The organism is Streptomyces sp. M92, from assembly GCF_028473745.1.
Lineage (GTDB): Bacteria > Actinomycetota > Actinomycetes > Streptomycetales > Streptomycetaceae > Streptomyces.
The window spans coordinates 1,945,068-1,966,198 of record NZ_CP101137.1 but is presented as its reverse complement, the minus strand read 5'-3'; the positions used below and the strand labels follow the sequence as shown (position 1 = coordinate 1,966,198).

Below are 21,131 nucleotides of genomic sequence, written 5' to 3'. Positions count from 1 at the left end.
CGCCGGCGTACCCCGGGTGGTCCGGCGCGGGCCGTCGGGTCAGAGTGGCAGCGGCCGGGTGCGAGCACGGCCCGCGCTCGCCGCCTGCCAGAAGGACGCCGATGACCCACCCCGGCACCCTGATCCTGATCATGGCGGCCGCCGTCCTGGCTCCCCTGCTCGTGCACCTCGCGGGGCGCCGGGTCCGCGTTCCCCTGGTCATCTTCGAGATCGCCCTCGGTATCGTCATCGGTCCGCAGGTGCTGGGCTGGGCGCGTCCCGGCGAGGTCGTCGACACGCTCGCCGACCTCGGGCTGTCGATGCTGATCTTCCTGGCCGGCTACGAGATCGAGTTCGCCGCGGTCCGGGGCGACACCCTGCGCCGGGCGCTGTGGGCGTGGCCGGTCTCGCTCCTGCTCGGCATCGGTGCGGGCTTCCTGTTCAGCGGCGGCGAGGTGTTCGAGGCGTTCGTCGTCGGGACCGCCCTGACCAGTACGGCGCTGGGGACCGTACTGCCGATGCTGCGGGACCGCGGGGAGCTGCGGGGCCGCTTCGGGACGGTGGTTTCGGCGTTCGGCGCGGTCGGTGAGTTCGGCCCCGTCGTGGCGATGGCGCTGCTGCTCAGCGGGCGCCGGCCGGCCGAGTCGGCGGCCCTGCTCGTCGCGTTCGGGGTGGTCACCGCCGGCGCCGTGTTCTGGGCGCTGCGTCCGCGGCCCCGGTGGTTCGGTGAGCTGACCGAGCGGACCCTGCACAGCAGCGGGCAGTTCGCGGTCCGGTTCGTCATGCTGCTGCTGGCCTGCATGCTGGGTCTCGCCGAGGTGTTCGGCCTGGACGTGCTGCTGGGCGCCTTCGCCGCCGGGGTGCTGACCCGGCTCGTGCTGCGGCGGGCCGTGCCGGAGGCCGGCGACGAGGTCCTCGGCAAGGTGGAGGCGATGGGGTTCGGGTTCCTGGTGCCGCTGTTCTACGTGGTCACCGGTATCGAGTTCGACCTCGACGCCCTGCTGCACGACCCGGTCGCCCTGCTGCTGGTGCCGGCCTTCCTGGTGCTGTTCGTCCTGGTGCGCGGCGGGCCCGTGTACCTCCTCGCCCCGAAGGACCTGCACGGCGCCGACCGGACGGCGCTGGCCCTGTTCGCCTCGACGTGCCTGCCCCTCGTCGTGGCGATCACGACCATCGGTGTGGACCAGGAGCTGCTGGGCAGCGACCGGGCGGCGGCCCTGGTCGGCGCCGCGATGATCTCCGTGCTGGTCCTCCCGCTGCTGGCGGCGCGGGCGCGGGCCCGGACGGCGCGCGGCGGGGCGGGACCGGGCGAGCGCCGCCCGTCCCGGCCCGCGTGGGGGACGGCGGACGACTCGGAGGCGTGGTGAGCGGGGCGGGGGCCCGGCCCCCGCCCGTCGTGCCGTCCCGCGTCGGCCGAGTCGCCGTGGCCGGCCGGTGCGCGACGGCGGGGACCGGGCCTCGTGAAGGGACCTCGCGGTGACGGGCGGTCCTGTCGGCAACGCCGCGGTGCCGTGTGCGCTGTTCGCCGTTTCGTCCCGGGGGCGGTCCGGCTTCGGCACGGCGAACAGAAGGCCACGCGCTGCGCCCCGGCCCGACGGGCCGTGCGGGGCCCGTCCGCCGAGGACGTCGTCGGGCACGGCGTCGAGTCGTCCACCCCGGTTTCGAAGGCGGCAAGCTCAGAGCGCCGACCGACGAGGTCCTGGCGACCGGTGATCCGGTGCGCGGCCGGCTGGTCCGGGGCCGGACGTCAGGGGCCTGTCCGACCGGAGGGCGTCGCGAACGGCTGACCGTCAGCCGACCGTGTGCAGCACCCGGAAGCGGCCGGGCACCGCCGGGCGCCGGTCGACGACCTGGACCGGGGGCCGGACCCACTGCCACACCCCGCTGCCGGGCGTGCGAGTGAACCTGATCCGCCCGCGCGTGCCATCGACAACCGTCCACCGCCACGGCACGACGCCACGCACCCGACCCGGGCCCCCACGGGCGCGTACGACCCAGAGGCCTCGCGAACGGCTGACCGTCAGCCGACCGTGTGCAGCACCCGGAAGCGGCCGGGCACCGCAGAGTCCCGGTCGACGACCTGGACGGGGGGCCCGGCCCACTGCCACACACCGCTGCCGGGCGTGCGGGTGAACCTGAGCCGGCCGCGGGTGCCGTCGACCGCGGTGTGCGGCCAGGAGGCGGTGAGGCGCGCCCGGTCGGGGCCGTGGGCGCGCAGCATGGCGGCGAGGACCGTGACGGTGTCGTAGCCCTCGAAGGCGACGAAGGAGGGCGCCTCGGCCAGCCGCTCCCGCAGGGCCGCCCCGACGCGCGCCCCGAGCGGCCCGAGCCGCTCGGGCAGGTACCGCAGGAAGGGGACGCCGGCGCCGTCGTCGCCCAGCAGCTCCGCCCACTCGGTGAACTCCGGCTGTCCGGCCGGGGCGCCGATCAGGAGCCCGGCGAGGCGCCGGTCGCGGCGGACCGACCTGACGAGCGGCACGGCCGGGTCCGGGAAGCCGGTGAGCAGGAGCAGGGCGGTGGCGCCGTCGGCGGCGAGTTCGTCGCACACGGCGGCGGGCGGGAGCGCGCGGGCGTCGAGTGCGGTCACGGTGGCGCCGTGCGGGGCGAGGTGCTCGCGGAGGATGCGGGTCCCCGACTCCCAGTACACGCTCGGTTCGGCCGCCACGGCGATACGGGTGTGGCCCGCGCCGAGCAGGAAGTCCGCGTAGATCCGCCAGCCGTACGACTGCGGCGGGGGGAGCCGCGCGACCGATTCGGCCGGCCGGTCGGTGAGCGCGTCGAGCACGGCCGACGAACAGAGGAACGGCAGGCCTGCGGCCTCGGCCCCGGCGGCGGCGGCGCGGGCGACGACGCTGTGGTACTCCCCGGCGAGGGCGGCCACGCCGAGACCGGCCAGCTCGTCCACGGCCGCGGTCGCCCGCCGCGGATCGGCGGCGGTGTCCCGGACCACCAGCTCCAGTGGCCGCCCGCCGATCCCCCCGGTGCCGTTGGCCTCGGCGACGGCCAGTTCGAGTCCGGCCAGCAGGTGCCGGCCCGCCTCGGTCCAGCCGGGCCGGGTCAGCGGTACGAGGACGCCGATCCGGACGGTGGAACCGGGGGAGCGCCGCGGCCCGGGGCGGGGTGCTGGTGATGCTGGAGTGTTCATGGGCCGCAGTCTCCCCGTGCCGCCGTCCCGGCACCGCCACCACCCATACTTCTACATATTTGTAGAAGCTAAGCTGTCCGGACAGCAGTGGAAGGAGCGCGGAAGTATGGGTGTCATCGCCTGGCTGGTGCTGGGACTGCTCGCCGGAGCGATCGCCAAGGCGATCCTGCCCGGACGGGATCCCGGTGGTTGCGTCGGCACGACGGTCATCGGCATCGCCGGTGCCTTCCTCGGCGGCTGGCTGTCGGCCGAGTTCCTCGACCGGCCGGTGCGGCGGGAGTTCTTCGACGCCGCGACGTGGGGATCGGCCGTGGTCGGCGCCCTCGTGCTGCTGATCGGCTACCGCCTGCTGTTCGGCAACTCCCGGCGCTGACCGGGCCGTCCGCCGAGCCCTCTGCCACGTCGCGTCACAGACATCGAGAAGGAGTACGCAATGGGAGTGTCCCTGGCCAAGGGCGGCAACGTCTCGCTGAGCAAGGAGGCCCCCGGCCTGACCGCCGTACTGGTCGGCCTGGGCTGGGACGTGCGCACCACGACCGGCACCGACTACGACCTGGACGCCTCGGCGCTGCTCCTCGACGCCTCCGGCAAGGTCCCGACGGACGGTCACTTCGTCTTCTACAACAACCTCACCAGCCCGGACGGTTCGGTCGAGCACACCGGCGACAACCTCACCGGCGAGGGCGAGGGTGACGACGAGGCCGTCAAGGTGGACCTCGCCGCCGTCCCCGCCGGGGTCGACCGGATCGTCTTCCCGGTCTCCATCCACGACGCGCACAACCGCGGCCAGAGCTTCGGACAGGTCCGCAACGCCTTCATCCGCGTCGTCAACCAGGCCGACGGCCGGGAGATCGCCCGCTACGACCTCTCCGAGGACGCCTCGACCGAGACCGCGATGGTCTTCGGCGAGCTCTACCGGCACGGCGCGGAGTGGAAGTTCCGGGCGGTCGGGCAGGGCTACGCCTCGGGACTGGCCGGCATCGCCGCCGACTTCGGCGTCAACGTCTGACACGACATCCAAGGAAGAACGCCACATGATCACGCTGACGAAGGAAGACGGCCCCGCGGACCTGGACGGGGTGACCCACCTGTCCATCGGCGTCTCCTGGGACCCGACCGCCGGCAGCAGCGGCGGGGTGCTCGGCAAGCTCCGCCGCAAGACCGGCACCGACCTCGACCTGATCGCCGTCGCCATGCAGGGCGGCGACCCGGTACGCCTGGCCGGCCTCGACTCCCTCGACCCCATGGGCAACGGCTCGCTCCTGCACAGCGGCGACAACCAGACCGGGCACGGGGACGGCGACGACGAGACGGTGACCGTCGAGTTCGCCCGGCTCCCCGCCCCCATCACGTCCGTCGTGTTCGTCGCCGCCGCGTACAAGAAGGGCAGCGCCTTCCAGAAGGCCCGCAACATCAGCTTCAAGGTCTACGACGCGACCGGCGGCAGCACCCAGCAGGTCGCCGACATCTGGCCCAGCCTGCTCAGCCAGGACAACGCCTGCGCCGTGGCCAAGGCCGTGCGGGTGGACGGCGCCTGGAAGCTGGAGGTCGTCAACGAGACGGGGAAGGTCAAGCAGGGCGACGAGCACGCGCTGATGCGGTTCGCCGTCAGCAAGTAGCCGGTGCGTCCGGCGCTGCGGGGCAGGCGCTCTTCCCGGCGGCCGGGTCCGCCGGGGACCATACGGCATGCGAACGGACGACTGGCGGCTCACCGAGGACGTCGACGCCTTCATGGCCCGCGCCGGGGACTTCCTGCGCTCGCGCCCCGGCCTGCACATCGCGGCGCTGACGGCGATCGCGAGGCTGCGGGCGCGCGGGGCGGCCGCGTACGGGCCCGGGGCACCCCTCTTCGGTCGGCTGGTGGAAGGCGGTGAGGTCCGCGCCGTCTTCCACCGCCTCCCGTCCCTCGGGCTGGCCCCGACCCCCCTGGCCCCGGGCCAGGCCGACGCCCTCGCCGCGCACCTGGCGGACCTCGGCCACCGGCTCCCCTACGTCAGCGCCGAGGACCGCACCGCCACCGCCTTCGCCGAGGCGTGGCAGCGCCGCACGGGGGCGACGCCCACGCCGCGCGTACGGCTCCGCCTGCACCGCCTCGGCACGCTCACCCCGCCGGACCCGCTCCCGGCGGGCCGGGGCCGGGCCGTGGGCGAGGAGGACCAAGAGCACCTCATCCGCTGGTGCGCCGAGTTCGCGGCGGACGTGCGGGAGGCCGTCACGGTCGACGCCGGCTCCTGGGCCGGCACCCGGTTCGCCGACAAGCGCTACACCTACTGGGAGCGTCCGGACGGCACGCCCGTCTCCATGGCCGGCGCCAACCCGATGGTCGCCGGGGTGATCCAGGTGGACCCCGTCTACACCCCGGCCCGCCTGCGCGGCCACGGCTACGCGGGTGCCGTGACCGCCGAGGTGAGCCGGGCCGCGCGGGCCGCCGGCGCCCGGGAGGTCGTGCTGTACACGAACGCGGCCAACCCGACCAGCAACGCCCTGTACCAGCGCCTCGGTTACCGCCCGGTCGCCGAGTGGTCCGTGTACGACTTCGCGTGCGGCGCCGGCTGAGCGAGCGGGCTCAGGGCCGGTTCGAGCCGTGGTGCCTCCGGTGGTGCCTCCGCCTGCCGGGGCACGGCCGCCGCCTTCGGCTCCCACTTCCTGGCGGTCCGCACGTAGCCGTGGACCACCGAGGCCATGGCGAGCAGGAGGAGCGGTCCGAACACCCACGGGTGGTGGGCCATCTCCAGGGACAGGTAGCGGGACGACGCCAGGACCGCAGCGAAGACGACCGTGCCGTGAGCGACCAGCCGGACCCCCGACCGGTCCCAGCCCCGGTCGTACGAGCGCAGTGCCGCCTCGATGGTGACCGCGAACACCACGCCGGCGACGAGGTCGATACCGTAGTGGTAGCCGAAGCCGAGGGTCGCGGTGAGCGTGGCGACCAGCCAAAACGTTCCTGCGTAGCGCAGGAGGCGCGGGCTCCGGCGGGTGTGGATGAAGATCGTGACCGCCCAGGCCGTGTGCAGGCTGGGCATGCAGTTGCGGGGTGTGACCCCGTCGTACGTCACCGGGTGGGGCGGGGCGAGCGGGGGCAGGGCGTTGGGCCAGATGTCGGCGACGGCCCATTCCTCGCCGCCGGTGCCGAAGGCGCCCGTGCCGTAGAGGAAGACGGGCCCGACCACGGGGAAGACCATGTAGACGGCCGGTCCCAGCAGGCCGATCAGCAGGAAGGTGCGCACCAGGTGGTGCCGGGGGAAGCGGCGCTCGGCGGCCACGTTGCGCAGCTGGTAGAGCGCGGCCACGGCCGCGGCCACCGCGAGCTGGGCGTAGACCCAGTCCAGGATGTGCGGCCCGACCGGTTCGGTGGCCTCGACCAGGCGGCCCATCACCCACGACGGGTTGCCGAGCGCGCGGTCGGCGGTCGCCACGTACTCGTCGAGGACGTCCGGGCGGGTCTTGGAGGTGATCAGCAGCCAGGCGTCGCCCGTCTTGCGTCCGGCCACCAGCAGCAGGCCCAGGCCGACGCCCTTCAGCAGCAGGGCCCGGTCCGGGCCGGTGCGGCGCGTGACGGCGACGGCCGCGCAGCCGAGGATCGCCCACAGCGCGCCGTTGCCGAACGAGTGCCCCTCGGTCACCGTCGCCCCGGCCGCCCACCGCACCAGCGCGAAGACGAGGTCGACACCGACCGCGGCGCCGGCCGCGAGGAACCGCTGCCGCCAGGTGAGCACCACCATCGTCAACGCCAGGCCGGCGTACAGCAGCGGCCCCGACGCGGGGGCGAACACGGCCTCTCTCGCCTGGTTGGTGAGCGGGCCCCGCTCGCCGTAGCGACGCGCGGCGATCTCCAGCACGACGAGGAACGCGAGGGCCGCCACACCCGCCACGGCCCAGAGTCTCGCCCGTGGTTGGCGGCATATTCGTGAAAACACCCGCGGTGGCATGTGTCTCAATCTTTATTCTGTTTGCTATGAAACAGCCCGAAATGGCCTCCATAGCAAGGAATCCGGCGAAGACGACGGGCGGTGAGCCGGGGCCGGTCGTCTTCCTGTCGAAGGGCAATGTACGGGCCCGTCGACAGGAGAAGACGGGGGGATGACGGAACGGGTTCCGGCGCGGGTTCCGGACGGAGTTCCGGTGCGGATTCCGGTGCGGGTCAGGCCCTGGAGGGCTCGGCCGCCTCCCAGACGAACCCGTCGGGGTCGCTGAACGGGCGGGAGGCGCCATGGAGCACGAGCCGGTGCGACCCGGTGCCGTCGGGAGCGACACCGGCGACCTTGGCGAGGCCGCCGCGCTTGTACAGGGACAGCTTGACGGCGCCGGAGCCGGTGTCGAACTCGACGTACTTGCCGCCGAAGCTCTTGGCGACGGTGAGGCCCTGCTCGGCGTAGAACCGCTTGCTGGCCTTCACGTCCTCGACGCCCAGCAGAAGCACCAGCTCGTCGAAGTCCCTGGTGACCGGGCCGGTGTCCTTCTTCTTGGACGTCGCGAGCTGCCACACCGTCCCGTCGGGCGCCCGCACCACGCCGCCGTAGCCCCACAGCGACTTGGCGGCGGGCTTGAGGACGGTGGCGCCGGCGTCGACCGCGGCGGTGAGGAGCGCGTCGACATTGCCCGGCTGGGAGACCACCAGGGAGAGGGTGAAACCGCGGAAGCCGGTCGTGGGGGCCTCGGAGGCGCGCAGGCCCAGCCGCGACGAGTCCAGTCCGAAGGCGGCGGAGTAGAAACGGGCGGCGGCCTCGGGGTCGGCCACCTCCAGGGTGATGGAGTCGATGGCGTTCATGTCGTCGACGGTATGGGCGGCCGGGCCGCCGGCGCTTCTCGAAAACTGACGGGTCCGCCGGCCCCGCCGGAGGGCGTCCCCCGGCACGAGGGCCACGTCGACCGGCCGGACCTTGCCCCGAAGGCGTGAAGGACGTCACCGTCCAGGTCCAAGGGCAGCGTGCCGTCCCCGCAGGCCGGCCCCGGGGCGGGTACGAATATTCCCCGGCAGGCCCGGTCGGAGCGGGTTTTTTCCGGCCCTCCGGCGAACGTGGCGTGCTACTGTCGTAGGAAGTTGCAGTTGTGGTTGCCTGAAGGTTTTTTCCGACGGGGTGATCATCACGGCGACCGGAGTTCGCACAGGGTGAACTCCGAGCACCGTCCCGAAGGAGAAAAACATGGCTTCCGGTACCGTTAAGTGGTTCAACTCGGAAAAGGGCTTCGGCTTCATCGAGCAGGACGGCGGCGGCCCCGACGTCTTCGCCCACTACTCGAACATCGCCGCCCAGGGCTTCCGTGAGCTGCTCGAGGGCCAGAAGGTGACCTTCGACATCGCGCAGGGCCAGAAGGGGCCGACCGCCGAGAACATCGTCGTCGCCTGACGCGCTCGCATCACTTCGCAGCCAGGGCCCGCACCGTGGGGTGCGGGCCCTCGCTCGCGTTCCGTCTCACTTCTCTTCGCTTCGCTTCGTTTCACTCCGCTTCGCTTCACGGCATTCCGACTCGTTGCGTTTCGATTCTCTTTTTTTCGTTTCCCGGTCCGCGTCCGCGCGATGCAATGCGCCGACAGCGGCCGAGCCGGCTCGTTCTTGCGATTCGCCGCGCGGTTCCCCCGCTGCGGGACTCCCTTGATACGTGCCGTATCAAGGAAGGTTCCCCATGAACCGCGTACGCACCAATGACCGCCGACGCTCCGGTGGCGGCCCCCGCCGCTCGCAGGCCCCCGGCCGCAGGCCCGCCGCCCCGCAGGGGGAGTTCGCGCTGCCCAAGACGGTCACGCCCGCGCTGCCCGCCGTCGACACCTTCGCCGAACTCGACATGCCGGCCCGGATGCTGGCCGCGCTCGGCGACGAGGGGGTGACCGCGCCTTTCCCGATCCAGGCGGCGACCCTGCCGAACTCCCTGGCCGGGCGTGACGTGCTGGGCCGCGGCCGCACGGGTTCGGGCAAGACGCTCGCCTTCGGTCTGGCCATGCTGGCCCGCACGGCGGGCCGGCGCGCCGAGTCCAAGCGCCCGCTCGCGCTCGTCCTCGTCCCCACCCGGGAGCTCGCCCAGCAGGTCACCGACGCGCTGGCGCCGTACGCCCGTGCGGTGGGCCTGCGCTCGGCGACTGTCGTCGGCGGCATGTCGATCGGCCGGCAGGCCGGCGCCCTGCGAGCCGGCGCGGAGGTCGTCGTCGCGACGCCCGGACGGCTCAAGGACCTCATCGACCGGGGCGACTGCCGGCTGGACGACGTCACGATCACCGTCCTCGACGAGGCCGACCAGATGACCGACATGGGCTTCATGCCGCAGGTCACCGCCCTGCTCGACCAGGTGCGGCCGGACGGGCAGCGGATGCTGTTCTCGGCCACCCTGGACCGCAACGTCGACCGGCTGGTCCGCCGCTACCTGACCGACCCGGTGGTCCACTCCGTCGACCCGTCGGCCGGTGCCGTGACCACGATGGAGCACCACGTGCTGCACGTGCACGAGGAGGACAAGCAGCGCGCGACCGTCGAGATCGCGGCCCGCGACGGCCGGGTGATCATGTTCCTGGACACCAAGCACCGGGTGGACCGGCTGGTGAAGCAGCTGCTGAAGAGCGGCGTCCGCGCGGCGGGGCTGCACGGCGGCAAGTCCCAGCCGCAGCGCACCCGGACGCTCGCCCAGTTCAAGGACGGGCACGTGACCGCGCTGGTGGCGACCAACGTCGCGGCCCGCGGCATCCACGTCGACAACCTCGACCTGGTCGTCAACGTCGATCCGCCCAGCGACCACAAGGACTACCTGCACCGCGGCGGCCGTACGGCCCGGGCCGGCGAGTCCGGCAGCGTCGTCACCCTGGTGACGCCGGACCAGCGGCGCGAGATGACCCGGCTCATGTCCCTGGCCGGTATCACCCCCCTGGTCACGCCGGTACGTTCGGGCGAGGCGGAGCTGTCCCGCATCACCGGCGCGCAGGCACCGTCCGGAGTCCCGGTCGTGATCACCGCGCCCGTCGTGGAGCGCCCGCGTCGCGCGGCGGCCGGCGGGGGCTCCTCCTCCCGCCGGCGCCGAGGCGGCGGCGGGCAGGGCCGCACCGGCCAGGAGCGCTCCGGCCAGTCGGGCGCCGGGCAGCCGGGCACGGGGCAGAGCCGTACCCGCCAGGAGAACACCGGTCAGGGCCGCACCCGTCAGGAAGGCCCCGGCCGGCGGCGTGGCGCCCCGGGCGCCCAGGGCCGGCCCGCCGGTGACGCCCCGCGTCGCGGTCCGCGGCGCCGGTCCTCCGGTGGCGCGTCGGCATAGGACCCGTCCGAGACAACGACCGGCAAATTCCATCCGCCCCGTCCCCCTACGTGGAGGCATCATGCGCTGTGTCATCGCCCGGTACCCGTTCGACCTCACCAAGGACGGGGTGGTGGAGTCGATGAAGGGCGTGACGCCGGAACCCGTCACGGGTGAGTCGGTGACCGTCGGCCGCCGCCGGTACCCCGTCAAGCAGGTCGGCGAGGTCATCACCCGGCAGGACCGCCGCGACTTCTCCGCCGGCGAGGTCACCCGGGCCATGACCCGCCTGGGCTTCACCTGCCACGCCGCGCCCGGCGCCACGCCCGCGCCGGCGCCCACCGCCACACCGGTCGAGACGGCGTCGGCGCTGCTCGGCGGCACCACGCCACTGGACGGGTGAGGACGAGCGGGCACGACGCGCCGGGCGTCCCTGCACGCGCGGCGCCGCCCTCCGGCGGTGGGCGTACGGCCGGCTGACGGTCGGTGTCCCGCCGCGGGCGCTTGCGGACGGTCCTGTGTCCGGCCGGTGCGGGCCGCCGATGCCCCCTGGCGGTCGGTGTCCGGCCGGTGCGGGGCCGCCGATGGCCGGTGTCCGGTCATTGCCGGTCGGTGTCCCGCCACAGGCGCTTCCGGACGGCCCTGTGTCCGGCCGGTGCGGGCCGCCGATGCCCCCTGGCGGTCGGTCTCCGGCCGGTGCGGGGCCGCCGATGGCCGGTGTCCGGTCATTGCCGGTCGGTGTCCCGCCACAGGCGCTTCCGGACGGCCCTGTGTCCGGCCGGTGCGGCCCGCCGATGCCCCCTGACGGTCGGTCTCCGGCCGGTGCGGGGCCGCCGATGGCCGGTGTCCGGTCAGGGCCACCGCCCGGTCGGGCGCCCGGGTGTCGCTCGGTGCCGGTCACTCACCGTTCGAGGGACCGGCGCGGTCGGCCGGCCGACGGCTCAGTGTCCTGACGCGGCACTCGGCCCGCCGTTCTCCGACGGGACCGCCGCCGTGCTCGGACCGGCCGACGGCTCCGCACCGGGTGGGTCCGATGGCGCCGGGGCCCCGGTGGGCGGCGCGCTCGGTACGGCCGTCGGGGGCGTCCGGGTCGCGGGCGGTGAGGACGCCTCGGGGCTGGGGGTCGCCGACCAAGGGGGCGAGGGCTCCCGGGACGGTGCGGGAGCGGGAGCCAGCGGAGCCGTCGGGCGGGCGGGCGGCGACGGGGCCGACCAGTTCAGCGGCAGCGCGATCAGCGCGGCGGCGGCAGCGGTCGCGGCGGCGCCGGCCGCGGCGCGCAGCAGCCGCCGGCGGGACGCGGCCCGGCGGATCGCCTCGTAGCGGCCCGGCGGCGGGCCGAGGTAGTCGGCCCCGGGGCGCAGCACCACCAGCAGTGGATCGTCGCCGTCCCGCTCGGACCCCGGGTCGTCTGGCCCGTCCTCAAGGCGTGTGGTCAACGCTTCTCCTCAGGTGGCCGCGGAGCAGTTCACGGGCCGCGTGCAGGTCGGCCTTGACGGTCCCCTCCTTGCGCCCGGTCAGCACGGACACCTCCCGGATCGGCATGTCGGCGTAGTAGTGCAGCAGGATCGGCACGCGCAGCCGCTCCGGCAAGGACTGTACGAGCAGCCGCACCGAGGGGTCGGCCTGCTCGGGGTGCGGGCGTACGGCGACCTCGGCCGTGACCCGGCGCACCGCCCGGCGCTCGCGCTCCAGCTTGCGCCAGTGGTCGCGGACGAGGTTGGCGGCGGTGACGTAGAGGAAGCCCCGGGGTTCGTCCACGGACGTCCAGCGGGCCCAGAGCCGGGTGAACGCCTCCGAGGCGATCTCGTGGGCCGTGCCGTCGTCGTCGACGAGCCGGCGGCACCAGCCGGCGAGGCGCGGATACAGGGCGGCGAACAGCTCGGACGCCGCCCTGTCACGGGACCGTTTCAACGCTCTCCACTCGTGGTCGCGCTCAGCTCGGCGAAGACGATGACGTTGTCCCGGTACTCGTCGCCGCTGCGCGGCCCACCGCAGGTGATGAGCCGCAGCTCCGGGCGGTCGACGTCTCCGTAGACGTCGTCGGTCGGGAAGTCCGCCTTCGCCACCGTCCGTACCTCGGTGACCGTGAACCGAGCCGCCGTGCCGTCCTCCCGGCGCGCCTCGATCAGGTCGCCCCGGCGCAGTTGCCCGAGCCGGCTGAAGACGCCGTCGCCGTGGGTGCCGACGGTGACATGGCCGAGGACGACGGACGGTCCGACCTGGCCCGGGGTCGGCGAGTGCCGGTACCAGCCCGCGACGTCGTCGTCCGTGACCGGCGGAACCTCCACCGTGCGGTCGGCCGCCAGCCCCAGCCGCATGACCGGGGTGTCCACGCCGATGTCCGGGATGCGCAGGCCGACCGGCTCCGAGCGCGCCAGCGGCCGCACCTGTTTCCCGGCCGGAGCGGGGGTCGTGATCGCGGACCGGGCGGTCGCGTCGTTCCCGTCGCCGGGTCCCGGACCGCCCGCGTCACTCCCCTGACCGCCGCAGCCCGCGAGGACCGCGGCCAGTACGGCGGCGACGAGGGCGCGCCCGGAGCGGCGCCGGGTCATGCCCCGGTCGCCGCCCGCCGGCGGCGTACGACGAAGAGGACCGCGCCGCCCGCGAGGAGCCCGGCACCGGCGCCCGCGCCGATCAGCCCGGCGTCGCTCCCGGAGGACGACGGGACCGCCGTCCCGGTGTCGGCCCCGCCCTCGGGCACGACGGACACCTGGCCGTCGGCCGGCGCCTCGGACGGCTCGGCCGCGGGGGCCGGGACGCTGACGGAGGGCGTCGGCGCCGCGGACGGTGCGGTGGTGGGGCTCGGGGTCGCGGTGACCGGGGCGGAGGGGGCCGGGGTGGGGTCGTCGGCGAACGCGGGCGCGGTGCCCGCCAGTACGGCGGTGCAGGCCAGGGCCACGGCGCTGAGGATGGTGCGGCGCATCGGGTCGCTCTCTCTCGTCGGTCGGCGCGTGTGTCGCGTGGGTGCGGGTCGGACGGAGAGACGAGGCGGGGGCGGGGCGGGTTGTAAAGAGAAGGCAAAGCCGAGAAGGCAAAGCCGTCGGCGGGCGGGAGGGCCTGACGTCCTTCCTCACCGTCGAGCTGCCGACCCGGCACGCTCCGCGCACACCGCCCGCGGACGCGCTGCGGGCGGCGTGCACGGGCGGCCGGGTCTCAGGCGGCGGCTCGCGGGACCACCTGGATGTTGAAGGTGTGGGAGCCCAGGCCACCCGCGATGCCCATGAAGAGCAGGGCGAAGTGCTCCTGCCCGCGCGCGGTGGTGATGCCGCCGATGTCGAGCTGCGCGGACGAGGGCCAGCCGAGGTCCGTGAGCAGGCGACCGGTGGTCCGTTTGGCCTCGGCGTCGTCGCCGGAGAGGAAGACCGTGGAGGGGCCCGCAAGGCCCCCCGGGTCGGTCATCGCGGTGGAATCCATCGTGCACAGGGTCTTGACGACGGGCGTCGCGGGGAAGGCCGCCTGGATCTGCTCCGCCAGGCTGTTGTTGGGGTGGGAGAGCTCGGTGTAGTCGTCGGTGAGGCCCACTCCGACGTCGATCACGACGCGGCCGGACAGTGCCGGTGCCCCGATGGAACGCAGCAGTTCCACGGAGACGTTCCCGGGCGTCGCATTGACCAGTACGTCCGCGTGCTCGGCCGTCTCGTGCAGGCCGGCCACGGGGAGACCGAGATCCGTTCGCTCTTCGGGGCGGCGGGAACCGAGGAGTACGTCGTGACCCGCCGCGCTCCAGCCGCGGGCCAGTGCCCGGCCGACGTTACCGGTACCAAGGAGTCCTATACGCATGGCAAGGACGCTATCCGCGGGGCCGGGCGCGGTGGATCGGTCCCGGGCCGGTACCCGACCGGCACCAAAGACCTAGGGCCCGATCCCGGTCCCGGCCCCGTGGCCGCTGCCCGCCCCGCGGGCGGGGCGGGCAGCCCTTGGCTCCGCTACACCGGCGCCGGTCCCACCAGTTCCGTCAGGACGTCCTCCATCGTCACGAAGCCCAGGACCGCGCCCGTCTCGCCGGTGACGGCGGCCAGGTGGCTGTTGTCGGTGCGCAGGGCGGTGAGCGTGTCGTCCAGCGGGGTGTCGATGCGGACCCGGGTGACCCGGTGCAGGGCCGAGCGCGGGAAGGGGGCGTCGCGCTCGGTCAGGCCCAGGGTGTCCTTGATGTGCAGGTAGCCGAGGACCGTGCCGCCGGGGCCGGTGACCGGGAAGCGGGAGTAGCCCGCCTCGGCGGCCAGGCGCTCCAGCTCCGCCGGGGTGACCGTGTGGCCGACCGTGCGCATCTTCTGGGCCGGGACCAGGATCTCGCCGACCGGGCGGGTACCCAGCTCCAGCGCGTCGCGCAGGCGCTCGCCGTCGGCCGGGGTGAGCAGTCCGGCCTCGCTGGCGTCCACCACCATGCGGGCCAGCTGGTCGTCGGTGAAGACGGCCTCGACCTCGTCCTTCGGCTCCACCCGCAGCAGCTTGAGGAGCGTGTTGGCGAAGGCGTTGATGCCGAAGACGACCGGTTTCAGGGCCCGGGTGAGGGCGACCAGCGGCGGGCCGAGGACCAGCGCGGTGGTCGCCGGGGCGGCCAGCGCGATGTTCTTCGGGATCATCTCGCCGATCAGCATGTGCAGATACGTGGCGAGGGCCAGGGCGATCGCGAAGGCGACCGGGTGGACCAGCGCGTGCGGCATGTGGACCGCCTCGAACACCGGCTCCATCAGGTGGGCGATGGCCGGCTCCGCGACGGCGCCGAGCACCAGGGAGGAGACCGTGATGCCGAGCTGGGCCGTGGCCATCATCTGGGAGATGTGTTCCAGGCCCCACAGGGTCATCCGGGCACGCTTGTCGCCCGTCTTCGCGCGCGGCTCGATCTGGCTGCGGCGCACCGAGATCAGGGCGAACTCGGCACCGACGAAGAAGGCGTTGGTCAGCAGCGTCAGGGCGCCGATGAAGAGCTGTACGACGGTCATCGGGCGGCCTCCGGCTCCCGGTCGGCCGACGGGACCGGCGCGGGCGCGGTGATCCGCAGGCGGTCGGCGCGGTGGTGGTCGACGTCGAGGACGTCCAGGCGCCAGCCGTCCAGGTCGATGACGTCCCCCTTGGCGGGGATGCGGGTCAGCCGGGTGGCGACCAGGCCGGCCAGGGTCTCGTAGGGACCCTCCGGCGCGGTCAGGCCGATGCGCTCCAGGTGGTCCAGGCGCAGTGAGCCGTCGGCCTCCCAGGCCGCGCGGCCGTCGGCCTCGGCGGGGGCGGGGAGCAGGTCCGGTATCTCGACCGGGTCGTGCTCGTCGCGGACCTCGCCGACGACCTCCTCCACGATGTCCTCGACCGTGGCCACGCCCGCCGTGCCGCCGTACTCGTCGATGACGACGGCCATGGTGCGGGTCTCGCGCATGCGCTCCAGGAGCCGGTCGGCGGGCAGGCTGTCCGGCACCAGCAGCGGCGCGGTGGCCAGCTCGGTGACGGGGGTGGCCCGGCGCTTGTCCGGCTCCAGGGCCAGTACGTCGCGGATGTGCACGGTGCCGATGACCTCGTCGAGGCTGTCCCGGTAGACCGGGAAGCGGGACAGGCCGGTGGCGTGCGAGAGGTTCGCGGCGTCGGCGGCGGTGGCGTGGGCCTCCAGGGCCTTGACGTCCACGCGCGGGGTCATGACGTTCTCCGCGGTCAGCTCGCTCAGGTGCAGGGTGCGCACGAACAGCTCGGCCGAGTCGGCCTCCAGGGCGCCCTCGGCGGCCGAGTGCTGGGCCAGGGCGACCAGTTCCTCGGCGCTGCGGGCGGACGCCAGCTCCTCGGCCGGTTCCAGGCCGAAGCGGCGCACGAAACGGTTGGCCGTGTTGTTCAGGTGCCGGATGAAGGGGCCGAAGGCGGTGGTGAAGCCGCGCTGCGGGGCGGCGACGACCTTGGCGACGGCCAGCGGGCGGGAGATCGCCCAGTTCTTGGGGACCAGCTCGCCGACGACCATCAGGACGACGGTGGAGACGACCACGCCGAGCACGGTCGCCACCGTGGAGGCGGCACCGCCCAGGCCGATCGCCGTCAGCGGGCCGCGCAGCAGCACGGCGACCGACGGCTCGGCCAGCATGCCGATGACCAGGGAGGTCACGGTGATGCCGAGCTGGGCCCCGGAGAGCTGGAGGGTCAGGGACCGTACGGCCTTCAGGGCGCCGTCGGCGCCGCGCTCACCGGACTCGGCGGCACGCTCCAGGTCGGAGCGCTCGACGGTGGTGAGGGAGAACTCGGCCGCGACGAAGACGGCGCAGGCCAGGGTGAGGAGGAGGGCCAGCAGGAGCAGCAGGACCTCGGTCACCGCGCCACCCCGCTTCCCTCACGCGCAGACGGGGGAACTGGCGGGACGGCCGTGGCACGGCCGGTACTGGGAGGCTCCATTACGGAACGGGACTCCTTAACGGGGTCGGTGGGCGCCGGTGCCGGCCGGCCGCCCGAGGGGTCAGCCCTCATGGTAAAGGACGAGCAAAAACAAGGGGAGTCCTTCGGCCCCTATGCTTCTACCCGCCTGTAGAGAACGGCCGGACAGTCCCGGTTGTTCCCGCACGGCCCTGTTCCCCGCACGGACATGTACCCCGCACGGACATGTTTCTCGCACGGACATGTTTCCCGCACGAACGTTAGGAGTGAACGCCTCGATGGTGTTCAAGCGGCTGCTCGGTTCCCTCGGCGTGGGCGGACCCACGGTGGACACGGTCCTCGATCCGGGCGCCGCCCGGCCGGGGGGCACGCTGTCCGGCCGGGTCGAGCTCGTCGGCGGCACCGCCGACCACGACGTCGAGCACGTCGCGCTGGAGCTGGTGGCCCGCGTCGAGACCGAGCACGGCGAGCACGGGGAGGGCGAGGGCGTGGTCGCCTTCGACCGGCACACCGTCGGCGGTTCCTTCCGGCTGGCCGCGGGCGCGCGGCACGAGGTGCCGTTCTCGGTGCCGCTGCCCTGGGAGACGCCGGTGACCGAGCTGCACGGGCAGCCGCTGGGGATCGTGCTCGGGGTGCGCACCGAGCTGGCGGTGGCCGGCGCCCGGGACAAGGGCGACCTGGACCCGCTGACCGTGGCGCCGCTGCCCGCCCAGGAGGCGGTACTGGAGGCCTTCGGGCAGCTCGGCTTCGGCTTCCGCTCCGCCGACCTGGAGTACGGCCGCATCGGCGGCACCGGGCAGCAGCTGCCCTTCTACCAGGAGATCGAGCTCACCCCGCCCGAGCGGTACGCCCACCAGGTCAACGAGATCGAGCTGACCTTCCTGGCCGTGCCCGGCGCGCTCGAGGTGGTGCTGGAGGCGGACAAGCGCGGCGGCCCGTTCGCCGACGGCCACGACGCCCTCAGCCGGTTCACGGTCCCGCACGAGGGGCCGTCCGGGCCGCAGGACTGGAGCGCCCTCGTCGAGGGCTGGGTACAGGAGCTGGTGGAGCACCGGGCGTCGTACGGCTCCCACGCCGTGTACGGGCACGAGTCCGGGCTCGCGGGCGGCGCGGCGGTGGCGGCGGGCGCGGCCGGGCTCGCGGTGGGGGTCGCGGGCGGGATGGTGGCCGCCGAGGTCGTCGACGAGGTGGGTGACTTCTTCGAGGGCGACGACGAGGGCGAGGGCGGGGGTGAAGACGAGGGTGAGGAAGACTGACGACTTCTACACTGTTGTAGAAACTTTTGCCGGGTCCGCCTGCGCCGCACCCCGCCATGCCGTAGATTCCGTGCGGGCCCTGCCGCGGGTCCGCACCGCCGTACGCCACCAGGGAGCGCCGTGTTCGGACTGAGCGAAGTCGCGATCATCCTCATCGTCGTCATAGCCGTCCTCGCCGCCAAGAAGCTCCCCGAGCTGACCCGCTCGGCGGGCAAGTCGGCGCGCATCCTCAAGGCCGAGGCCCGCGCGATGAAGGACGAGGAGCGGACACCGGCCGAGGACCGCGGGGAGCCGCGCGTGATCCGCGGCGAGACGGTCGAGCGCGGGGAGACCGACGGCGCCACCGGCGGCCGGGGCGGCGGCGCCCAGGGCTGACCGCGCGCCCCGCCGCACCACCGCACACCGCTGGCGCCGCCGCACACCGGCGGGAGGCTCAGGACGACGGGTCCTCGGGCACGGCCGACAGCAGGCTGTGCCCGATCGGCCCCGCCGAGCCGCCGCCGGTGACGCCCTCCTCGGCGGCCACGGCGACGGCCACGTTGCCGCGGTGGGCGACCGTTCAGCCGTTGTCGTCCTGGTGGTCGGAGACCTCGGCGGTGCCGGTCTTGGCTCCGATCTCGCCGGGCAGGTCGGCCAGGACGCGCGCGGTGCCGTCGGTGACGATGGCCCGCATCAGCTCGCGCAGCTCTCTGACGACCTCGTCGGGCAGCGGCTCGGTACGGGTCCCGTCCTCGTTCCCGGCGGTGAGCGACGGCCGGTGGAACTCGCCGGAGACCGCCGTGGCCGTCACCGACGCCATGATCAGCGGGTTGGCCTGGACGCGGCCCTGCCCGGTCATCGACGCCGCGTTTCCCTCGGCGGGTCAACCGTGCGGTCGTGCCGTTCCTCTTCAGTGTGCGGGAGTGGGTCTTGGAGCCTCGTCTCGGCTGGCAGGGCGGCGTAGTCTCGGCGGGCGATCCACAGGACGGGGGGACGGCATGAGGAAGCGGGCGGCGGTCGCCGTGGCGGGGCTGGTGGCGGTGGCCGGGGTGGTCACGGCCGCGGTGTACGGCGGGTACGGCGGCGAGGGCGACGGGGGCGACACCCAGAGCGTGGAGTCCCGGACGGTCGGCGGCGGGGAGCGGCACGTGATCCCGTCGCCCGAGGCCGGTCAGCGGGAGCTGCTGCTGAGCGACCTGGCGGCCCTCGACCCGACCGTCACCGCCGACGAGGACGCGGCCGTCGAGAACGCCCGGTGGCTGTGCGTCGACATCCGGCAGGGACGGCCCGAGGACGAGGTGCGGGACGCGGCGGCCCAGCGGTTCCGGGTGACCTGGGAGCAGAGCGCACAGGTCCTGGACGCGATCAGGGGCACGTTCTGCTGATCCGGACAGCCGCGCCTCCCGGCCACCCCACCGCGCCCGTCAGCCGTCGTTGTCCCGCCAGCGTCCGCCGCTCGGGGCGGAGTCGAAGCGGGTGGCCGCCGAGGCGTTGCCGCTGAAGTCGTTGCCAAAGACCCGGCCGGCTGTCCAGGTGGCCTCGTGGGCGATCCACAGGGCGTGGGTCTGGGTGCGCGGGTGACCGTCGTCCCGGAACCGGTTGCCGTGCACGTACGGGTGGGTGACGGCCGCGGCGGCGGTGAGGCCGGTGCGCGGGGACGGGGTGTCCGGGAGGCGGTAGGCGGTGCCCGGCGCGGGGGCGGCGTCGGACGGCCAGGCGATCCGGGCTCCGGGGCGCCGCGGGGCGAGGGTGAGACCGGTCGCGGTGTTGCCGGTGACCACGGCGGTGACCTCCGCGTCCCCGGCACCCACCGTCAGCGTCTTGCCGCGGTGGCCGTCGGGGAGCCAGTGCGCGTGCGGGTCGGTCAGGGACAGCGGGCCGCAGGTCACGCCTTCGCCGCCGCCCCGCGTCGCCGGTGCGGCGCGGCGGCCGTTGCCGCGGACGCGGTTGCCCAGGAGCGCCGGTTCGTGCAGCGGGGCGTCGAGACGGATGCCGTCCAGGCCGTTGTCGTGGATGTCGTTGGACTCCAGGACGATGTCGTGGGCGGGCTCCTGGTCGCCGCCGGCCAGGTTGTGCTGCCAGTAGCCGTACCGCCCGTTGGCGCCGATCCGGTTGCCGTGGAAGGCGTACGGCCCCGGCGTGTTGCCGAGCGCGATCCCGTCCCGCACGTTCCCGTCGATCAGGCACCCGGTGACGATGCCGCCGCGCCCGCCGACGCTGGTGGTGCCCTGCGCCGACACGTCGAACCCGGCGACGTGGTTGCCGAGCATCGTGCACCCGGTGACCAGCAGGCCCTCGGCGCCCCAGTCGGAGATGCCGTAGCGGTTGCCCTCGGTGTGGCAGGCGGTGACGCGGATGCCGCGCGGCGGGGCCCAGTGGTCCTGCTGGAGTTCGAGGAAGATGCCGTTGGTGCCGTTGCCGTTCGCCGTGCAGTCGGTCACCGCCAGCCGTTCGACGGGCCCCCAGCCGCCGACGCCGATGCCGATGCCCGCGCCGCCCATCTTCTCGCCGGGGTCCTGCCGCCCGCACCGTTCGGCGAGCACGCCCTCGACGACGGTGTCCTGGAGGAAGTCGCAGCCGAAGCCGGTGGCGGCCGTGTCGTGGATGTACAGGTCGCTGAAGCGGCCGCGCAGCACGTACTGGAGACCGAGCCCCTTGGCCAGCACGTCGTACTCCTCGGTGTGCACCCCGGAGCCGTCGATCTCGAAGTGGGCGAAGGTGACGTCGGCGATGTGGTGGTCCGGCCCGGCACCGTGCTGGGCGGTGGTGAACCAGGCCAGCGGCACCGGCTGCGTGGGGGCGCCCGGGTTGGCGAGGGCGAAGCAGGTGGCGCCGCGCCCGGCGCCGGTCAGCGAGACGCCGCTGCGCCAGAGCACCGGGCGGTCCCGGATCACGTACCGCCCGGCGGGCACGCGGACGGTACGCGGCAGGCCGTCCGCGGCGGTGGCGTCGCCGAGCGCGTCCACCAGTTTCTGCAATGCCGGCCGGTCGTCGGCGGTGCCGTCCCCGACCAGGCCGTACTCGTGGGCGTCGGCCGTCAATGGCGCGGTCATACGGGCGCTCCTTCCGCCGGCGGCGCGGCACGGCGCTCCGGCTCCGACGCCGCCGCACCGTCGGCCGGGTACCAGTCGGCGGCGGTCCTCAATCACGGCGGACACCCCCGGAGTACCTCCACGGCACCAGTCGGACATTCCTGGCGCTTTATCTCATTTGGGGGTACA

23 protein-coding genes and 2 pseudogenes are annotated in these 21,131 nt (G+C 74.0%); 12 read left to right on the top strand and 13 right to left on the bottom strand.

Annotated elements, in window-relative coordinates; all coding sequences use genetic code 11:
- Positions 1 to 101 precede the first annotated feature (101 nt).
- Positions 102 to 1,346, top strand: a complete 1,245-nt coding sequence (locus tag M6G08_RS08935) for a cation:proton antiporter (protein WP_272586639.1) — start codon at positions 102 to 104, stop codon at positions 1,344 to 1,346.
- A gap of 423 nt (positions 1,347 to 1,769) precedes the next feature.
- On the opposite strand, the pseudogene M6G08_RS08930 reads toward M6G08_RS08935, so the two are convergent.
- Together M6G08_RS08930 and M6G08_RS08925 are read right to left on the bottom strand one after the other, a co-directional pair.
- A pseudogene (locus M6G08_RS08930) lies at positions 1,770 to 1,910 on the bottom strand (ABC transporter substrate-binding protein); the annotation flags it as partial.
- 89 nt (positions 1,911 to 1,999) lie between these two features.
- Entirely contained in the window at positions 2,000 to 3,124 is a 1,125-nt protein-coding gene (locus M6G08_RS08925) for an ABC transporter substrate-binding protein (RefSeq protein ID WP_272586638.1), read from the bottom strand.
- Between the two features lie 106 nt (positions 3,125 to 3,230).
- Here M6G08_RS08925 and M6G08_RS08920 point away from each other — a divergent pair, with 106 nt between their 5' ends.
- The 4 genes from M6G08_RS08920 to M6G08_RS08905 all read left to right on the top strand — a co-directional run bounded on the left by M6G08_RS08920 (position 3,231) and on the right by M6G08_RS08905 (position 5,680).
- Positions 3,231 to 3,497 carry a GlsB/YeaQ/YmgE family stress response membrane protein gene (locus tag M6G08_RS08920; protein ID WP_272586637.1) on the top strand — a complete coding sequence of 89 codons (267 nt, stop codon included), beginning with the start codon at positions 3,231 to 3,233 and terminating at the stop codon, positions 3,495 to 3,497.
- Between the two features lie 60 nt (positions 3,498 to 3,557).
- Positions 3,558 to 4,133, top strand: coding sequence for a TerD family protein (locus M6G08_RS08915; protein WP_272586636.1), 576 nt, complete (start codon positions 3,558 to 3,560; stop codon positions 4,131 to 4,133).
- A 25-nt stretch (positions 4,134 to 4,158) separates the two neighbouring features.
- A complete protein-coding gene (locus M6G08_RS08910; protein WP_272586635.1) occupies positions 4,159 to 4,743 on the top strand; it encodes a TerD family protein in 585 nt (194 codons plus the stop codon).
- A 67-nt stretch (positions 4,744 to 4,810) separates the two neighbouring features.
- Positions 4,811 to 5,680 carry a GNAT family N-acetyltransferase gene (locus M6G08_RS08905; protein ID WP_272586634.1) on the top strand — a complete coding sequence of 290 codons (870 nt, stop codon included), beginning with the start codon at positions 4,811 to 4,813 and terminating at the stop codon, positions 5,678 to 5,680.
- On the opposite strand, the gene M6G08_RS08900 is transcribed toward M6G08_RS08905, so the two are convergent.
- Positions 5,626 to 6,996 (bottom strand): phosphatase PAP2 family protein, encoded by a 1,371-nt coding sequence (locus tag M6G08_RS08900; RefSeq protein ID WP_272586633.1) that lies wholly within the window; start codon positions 6,994 to 6,996, stop codon positions 5,626 to 5,628. The genes M6G08_RS08905 and M6G08_RS08900 overlap by 55 nt on opposite strands.
- Positions 6,997 to 7,079: 83 nt before the next feature.
- On the opposite strand from M6G08_RS08900, the gene M6G08_RS08895 reads away from it, so the two are divergent.
- Positions 7,080 to 7,208, top strand: coding sequence for a hypothetical protein (locus M6G08_RS08895; RefSeq protein ID WP_272586632.1), 129 nt, complete (start codon positions 7,080 to 7,082; stop codon positions 7,206 to 7,208).
- A 57-nt stretch (positions 7,209 to 7,265) separates the two neighbouring features.
- Here M6G08_RS08895 and M6G08_RS08890 read toward each other — a convergent pair whose 3' ends face one another.
- Complete coding sequence (locus M6G08_RS08890; protein ID WP_272586631.1) at positions 7,266 to 7,892, bottom strand: VOC family protein; 627 nt, start codon at positions 7,890 to 7,892, stop codon at positions 7,266 to 7,268.
- A gap of 376 nt (positions 7,893 to 8,268) precedes the next feature.
- On the opposite strand from M6G08_RS08890, the gene M6G08_RS08885 reads away from it, so the two are divergent.
- The 3 genes from M6G08_RS08885 to M6G08_RS08875 all read left to right on the top strand — a co-directional run bounded on the left by M6G08_RS08885 (position 8,269) and on the right by M6G08_RS08875 (position 10,739).
- A complete protein-coding gene (locus M6G08_RS08885) occupies positions 8,269 to 8,472 on the top strand; it encodes a cold-shock protein (RefSeq protein WP_019324834.1) in 204 nt (67 codons plus the stop codon).
- Positions 8,473 to 8,749: 277 nt separating this feature from the next.
- Positions 8,750 to 10,357, top strand: a complete 1,608-nt coding sequence (locus M6G08_RS08880) for a DEAD/DEAH box helicase (protein WP_272586630.1) — start codon at positions 8,750 to 8,752, stop codon at positions 10,355 to 10,357.
- A 61-nt stretch (positions 10,358 to 10,418) separates the two neighbouring features.
- Complete coding sequence (locus M6G08_RS08875) at positions 10,419 to 10,739, top strand: SCO5918 family protein (RefSeq protein ID WP_272586629.1); 321 nt, start codon at positions 10,419 to 10,421, stop codon at positions 10,737 to 10,739.
- Between the two features lie 538 nt (positions 10,740 to 11,277).
- Here the strand turns inward: M6G08_RS08875 and M6G08_RS08870 are convergent.
- The 7 genes from M6G08_RS08870 to M6G08_RS08840 all read right to left on the bottom strand — a co-directional run bounded on the left by M6G08_RS08870 (position 11,278) and on the right by M6G08_RS08840 (position 16,616).
- Positions 11,278 to 11,772: a hypothetical protein gene (locus tag M6G08_RS08870; RefSeq protein WP_272586628.1), complete on the bottom strand. Its 495-nt coding sequence runs from the start codon at positions 11,770 to 11,772 to the stop codon at positions 11,278 to 11,280.
- Positions 11,756 to 12,247, bottom strand: a complete 492-nt coding sequence (locus M6G08_RS08865; protein WP_272586627.1) for an RNA polymerase sigma factor — start codon at positions 12,245 to 12,247, stop codon at positions 11,756 to 11,758. Before M6G08_RS08865 ends, M6G08_RS08870 begins: the two co-directional genes overlap by 17 nt.
- Positions 12,244 to 12,888: a class F sortase gene (locus M6G08_RS08860; RefSeq protein WP_272586626.1), complete on the bottom strand. Its 645-nt coding sequence runs from the start codon at positions 12,886 to 12,888 to the stop codon at positions 12,244 to 12,246. Before M6G08_RS08860 ends, M6G08_RS08865 begins: the two co-directional genes overlap by 4 nt.
- Positions 12,885 to 13,259: a Tat pathway signal sequence domain protein gene (locus tag M6G08_RS08855; protein ID WP_272586625.1), complete on the bottom strand. Its 375-nt coding sequence runs from the start codon at positions 13,257 to 13,259 to the stop codon at positions 12,885 to 12,887. Before M6G08_RS08855 ends, M6G08_RS08860 begins: the two co-directional genes overlap by 4 nt.
- A gap of 230 nt (positions 13,260 to 13,489) precedes the next feature.
- Positions 13,490 to 14,116, bottom strand: a complete 627-nt coding sequence (locus tag M6G08_RS08850) for an NADPH-dependent F420 reductase (protein ID WP_272586624.1) — start codon at positions 14,114 to 14,116, stop codon at positions 13,490 to 13,492.
- Positions 14,117 to 14,262: 146 nt separating this feature from the next.
- The gene (locus M6G08_RS08845) at positions 14,263 to 15,279 is read right to left on the bottom strand and encodes a hemolysin family protein (protein ID WP_272586623.1); all 1,017 of its coding nucleotides are present in this window, start codon (positions 15,277 to 15,279) and stop codon (positions 14,263 to 14,265) included.
- Entirely contained in the window at positions 15,276 to 16,616 is a 1,341-nt protein-coding gene (locus tag M6G08_RS08840; protein ID WP_272586622.1) for a hemolysin family protein, read from the bottom strand. Before M6G08_RS08840 ends, M6G08_RS08845 begins: the two co-directional genes overlap by 4 nt.
- A gap of 337 nt (positions 16,617 to 16,953) precedes the next feature.
- Between M6G08_RS08840 and M6G08_RS08835 the strand changes: the two genes are divergently transcribed.
- The gene (locus tag M6G08_RS08835; protein ID WP_272586621.1) at positions 16,954 to 17,931 is read left to right on the top strand and encodes a sporulation protein; all 978 of its coding nucleotides are present in this window, start codon (positions 16,954 to 16,956) and stop codon (positions 17,929 to 17,931) included.
- 120 nt (positions 17,932 to 18,051) lie between these two features.
- Positions 18,052 to 18,306: a twin-arginine translocase TatA/TatE family subunit gene (locus M6G08_RS08830; protein WP_272586620.1), complete on the top strand. Its 255-nt coding sequence runs from the start codon at positions 18,052 to 18,054 to the stop codon at positions 18,304 to 18,306.
- Positions 18,307 to 18,364: 58 nt separating this feature from the next.
- On the opposite strand, the pseudogene M6G08_RS08825 reads toward M6G08_RS08830, so the two are convergent.
- Positions 18,365 to 18,778 (bottom strand): annotated as a pseudogene (locus M6G08_RS08825) (penicillin-binding transpeptidase domain-containing protein); the annotation flags it as partial.
- Positions 18,779 to 18,908: 130 nt separating this feature from the next.
- Here M6G08_RS08825 and M6G08_RS08820 point away from each other — a divergent pair.
- Entirely contained in the window at positions 18,909 to 19,295 is a 387-nt protein-coding gene (locus M6G08_RS08820) for a DUF732 domain-containing protein (protein ID WP_272586619.1), read from the top strand.
- A gap of 39 nt (positions 19,296 to 19,334) precedes the next feature.
- Here M6G08_RS08820 and M6G08_RS08815 read toward each other — a convergent pair whose 3' ends face one another.
- Positions 19,335 to 20,963, bottom strand: coding sequence for a right-handed parallel beta-helix repeat-containing protein (locus M6G08_RS08815; protein ID WP_272586618.1), 1,629 nt, complete (start codon positions 20,961 to 20,963; stop codon positions 19,335 to 19,337).
- Positions 20,964 to 21,131 lie beyond the last annotated feature (168 nt).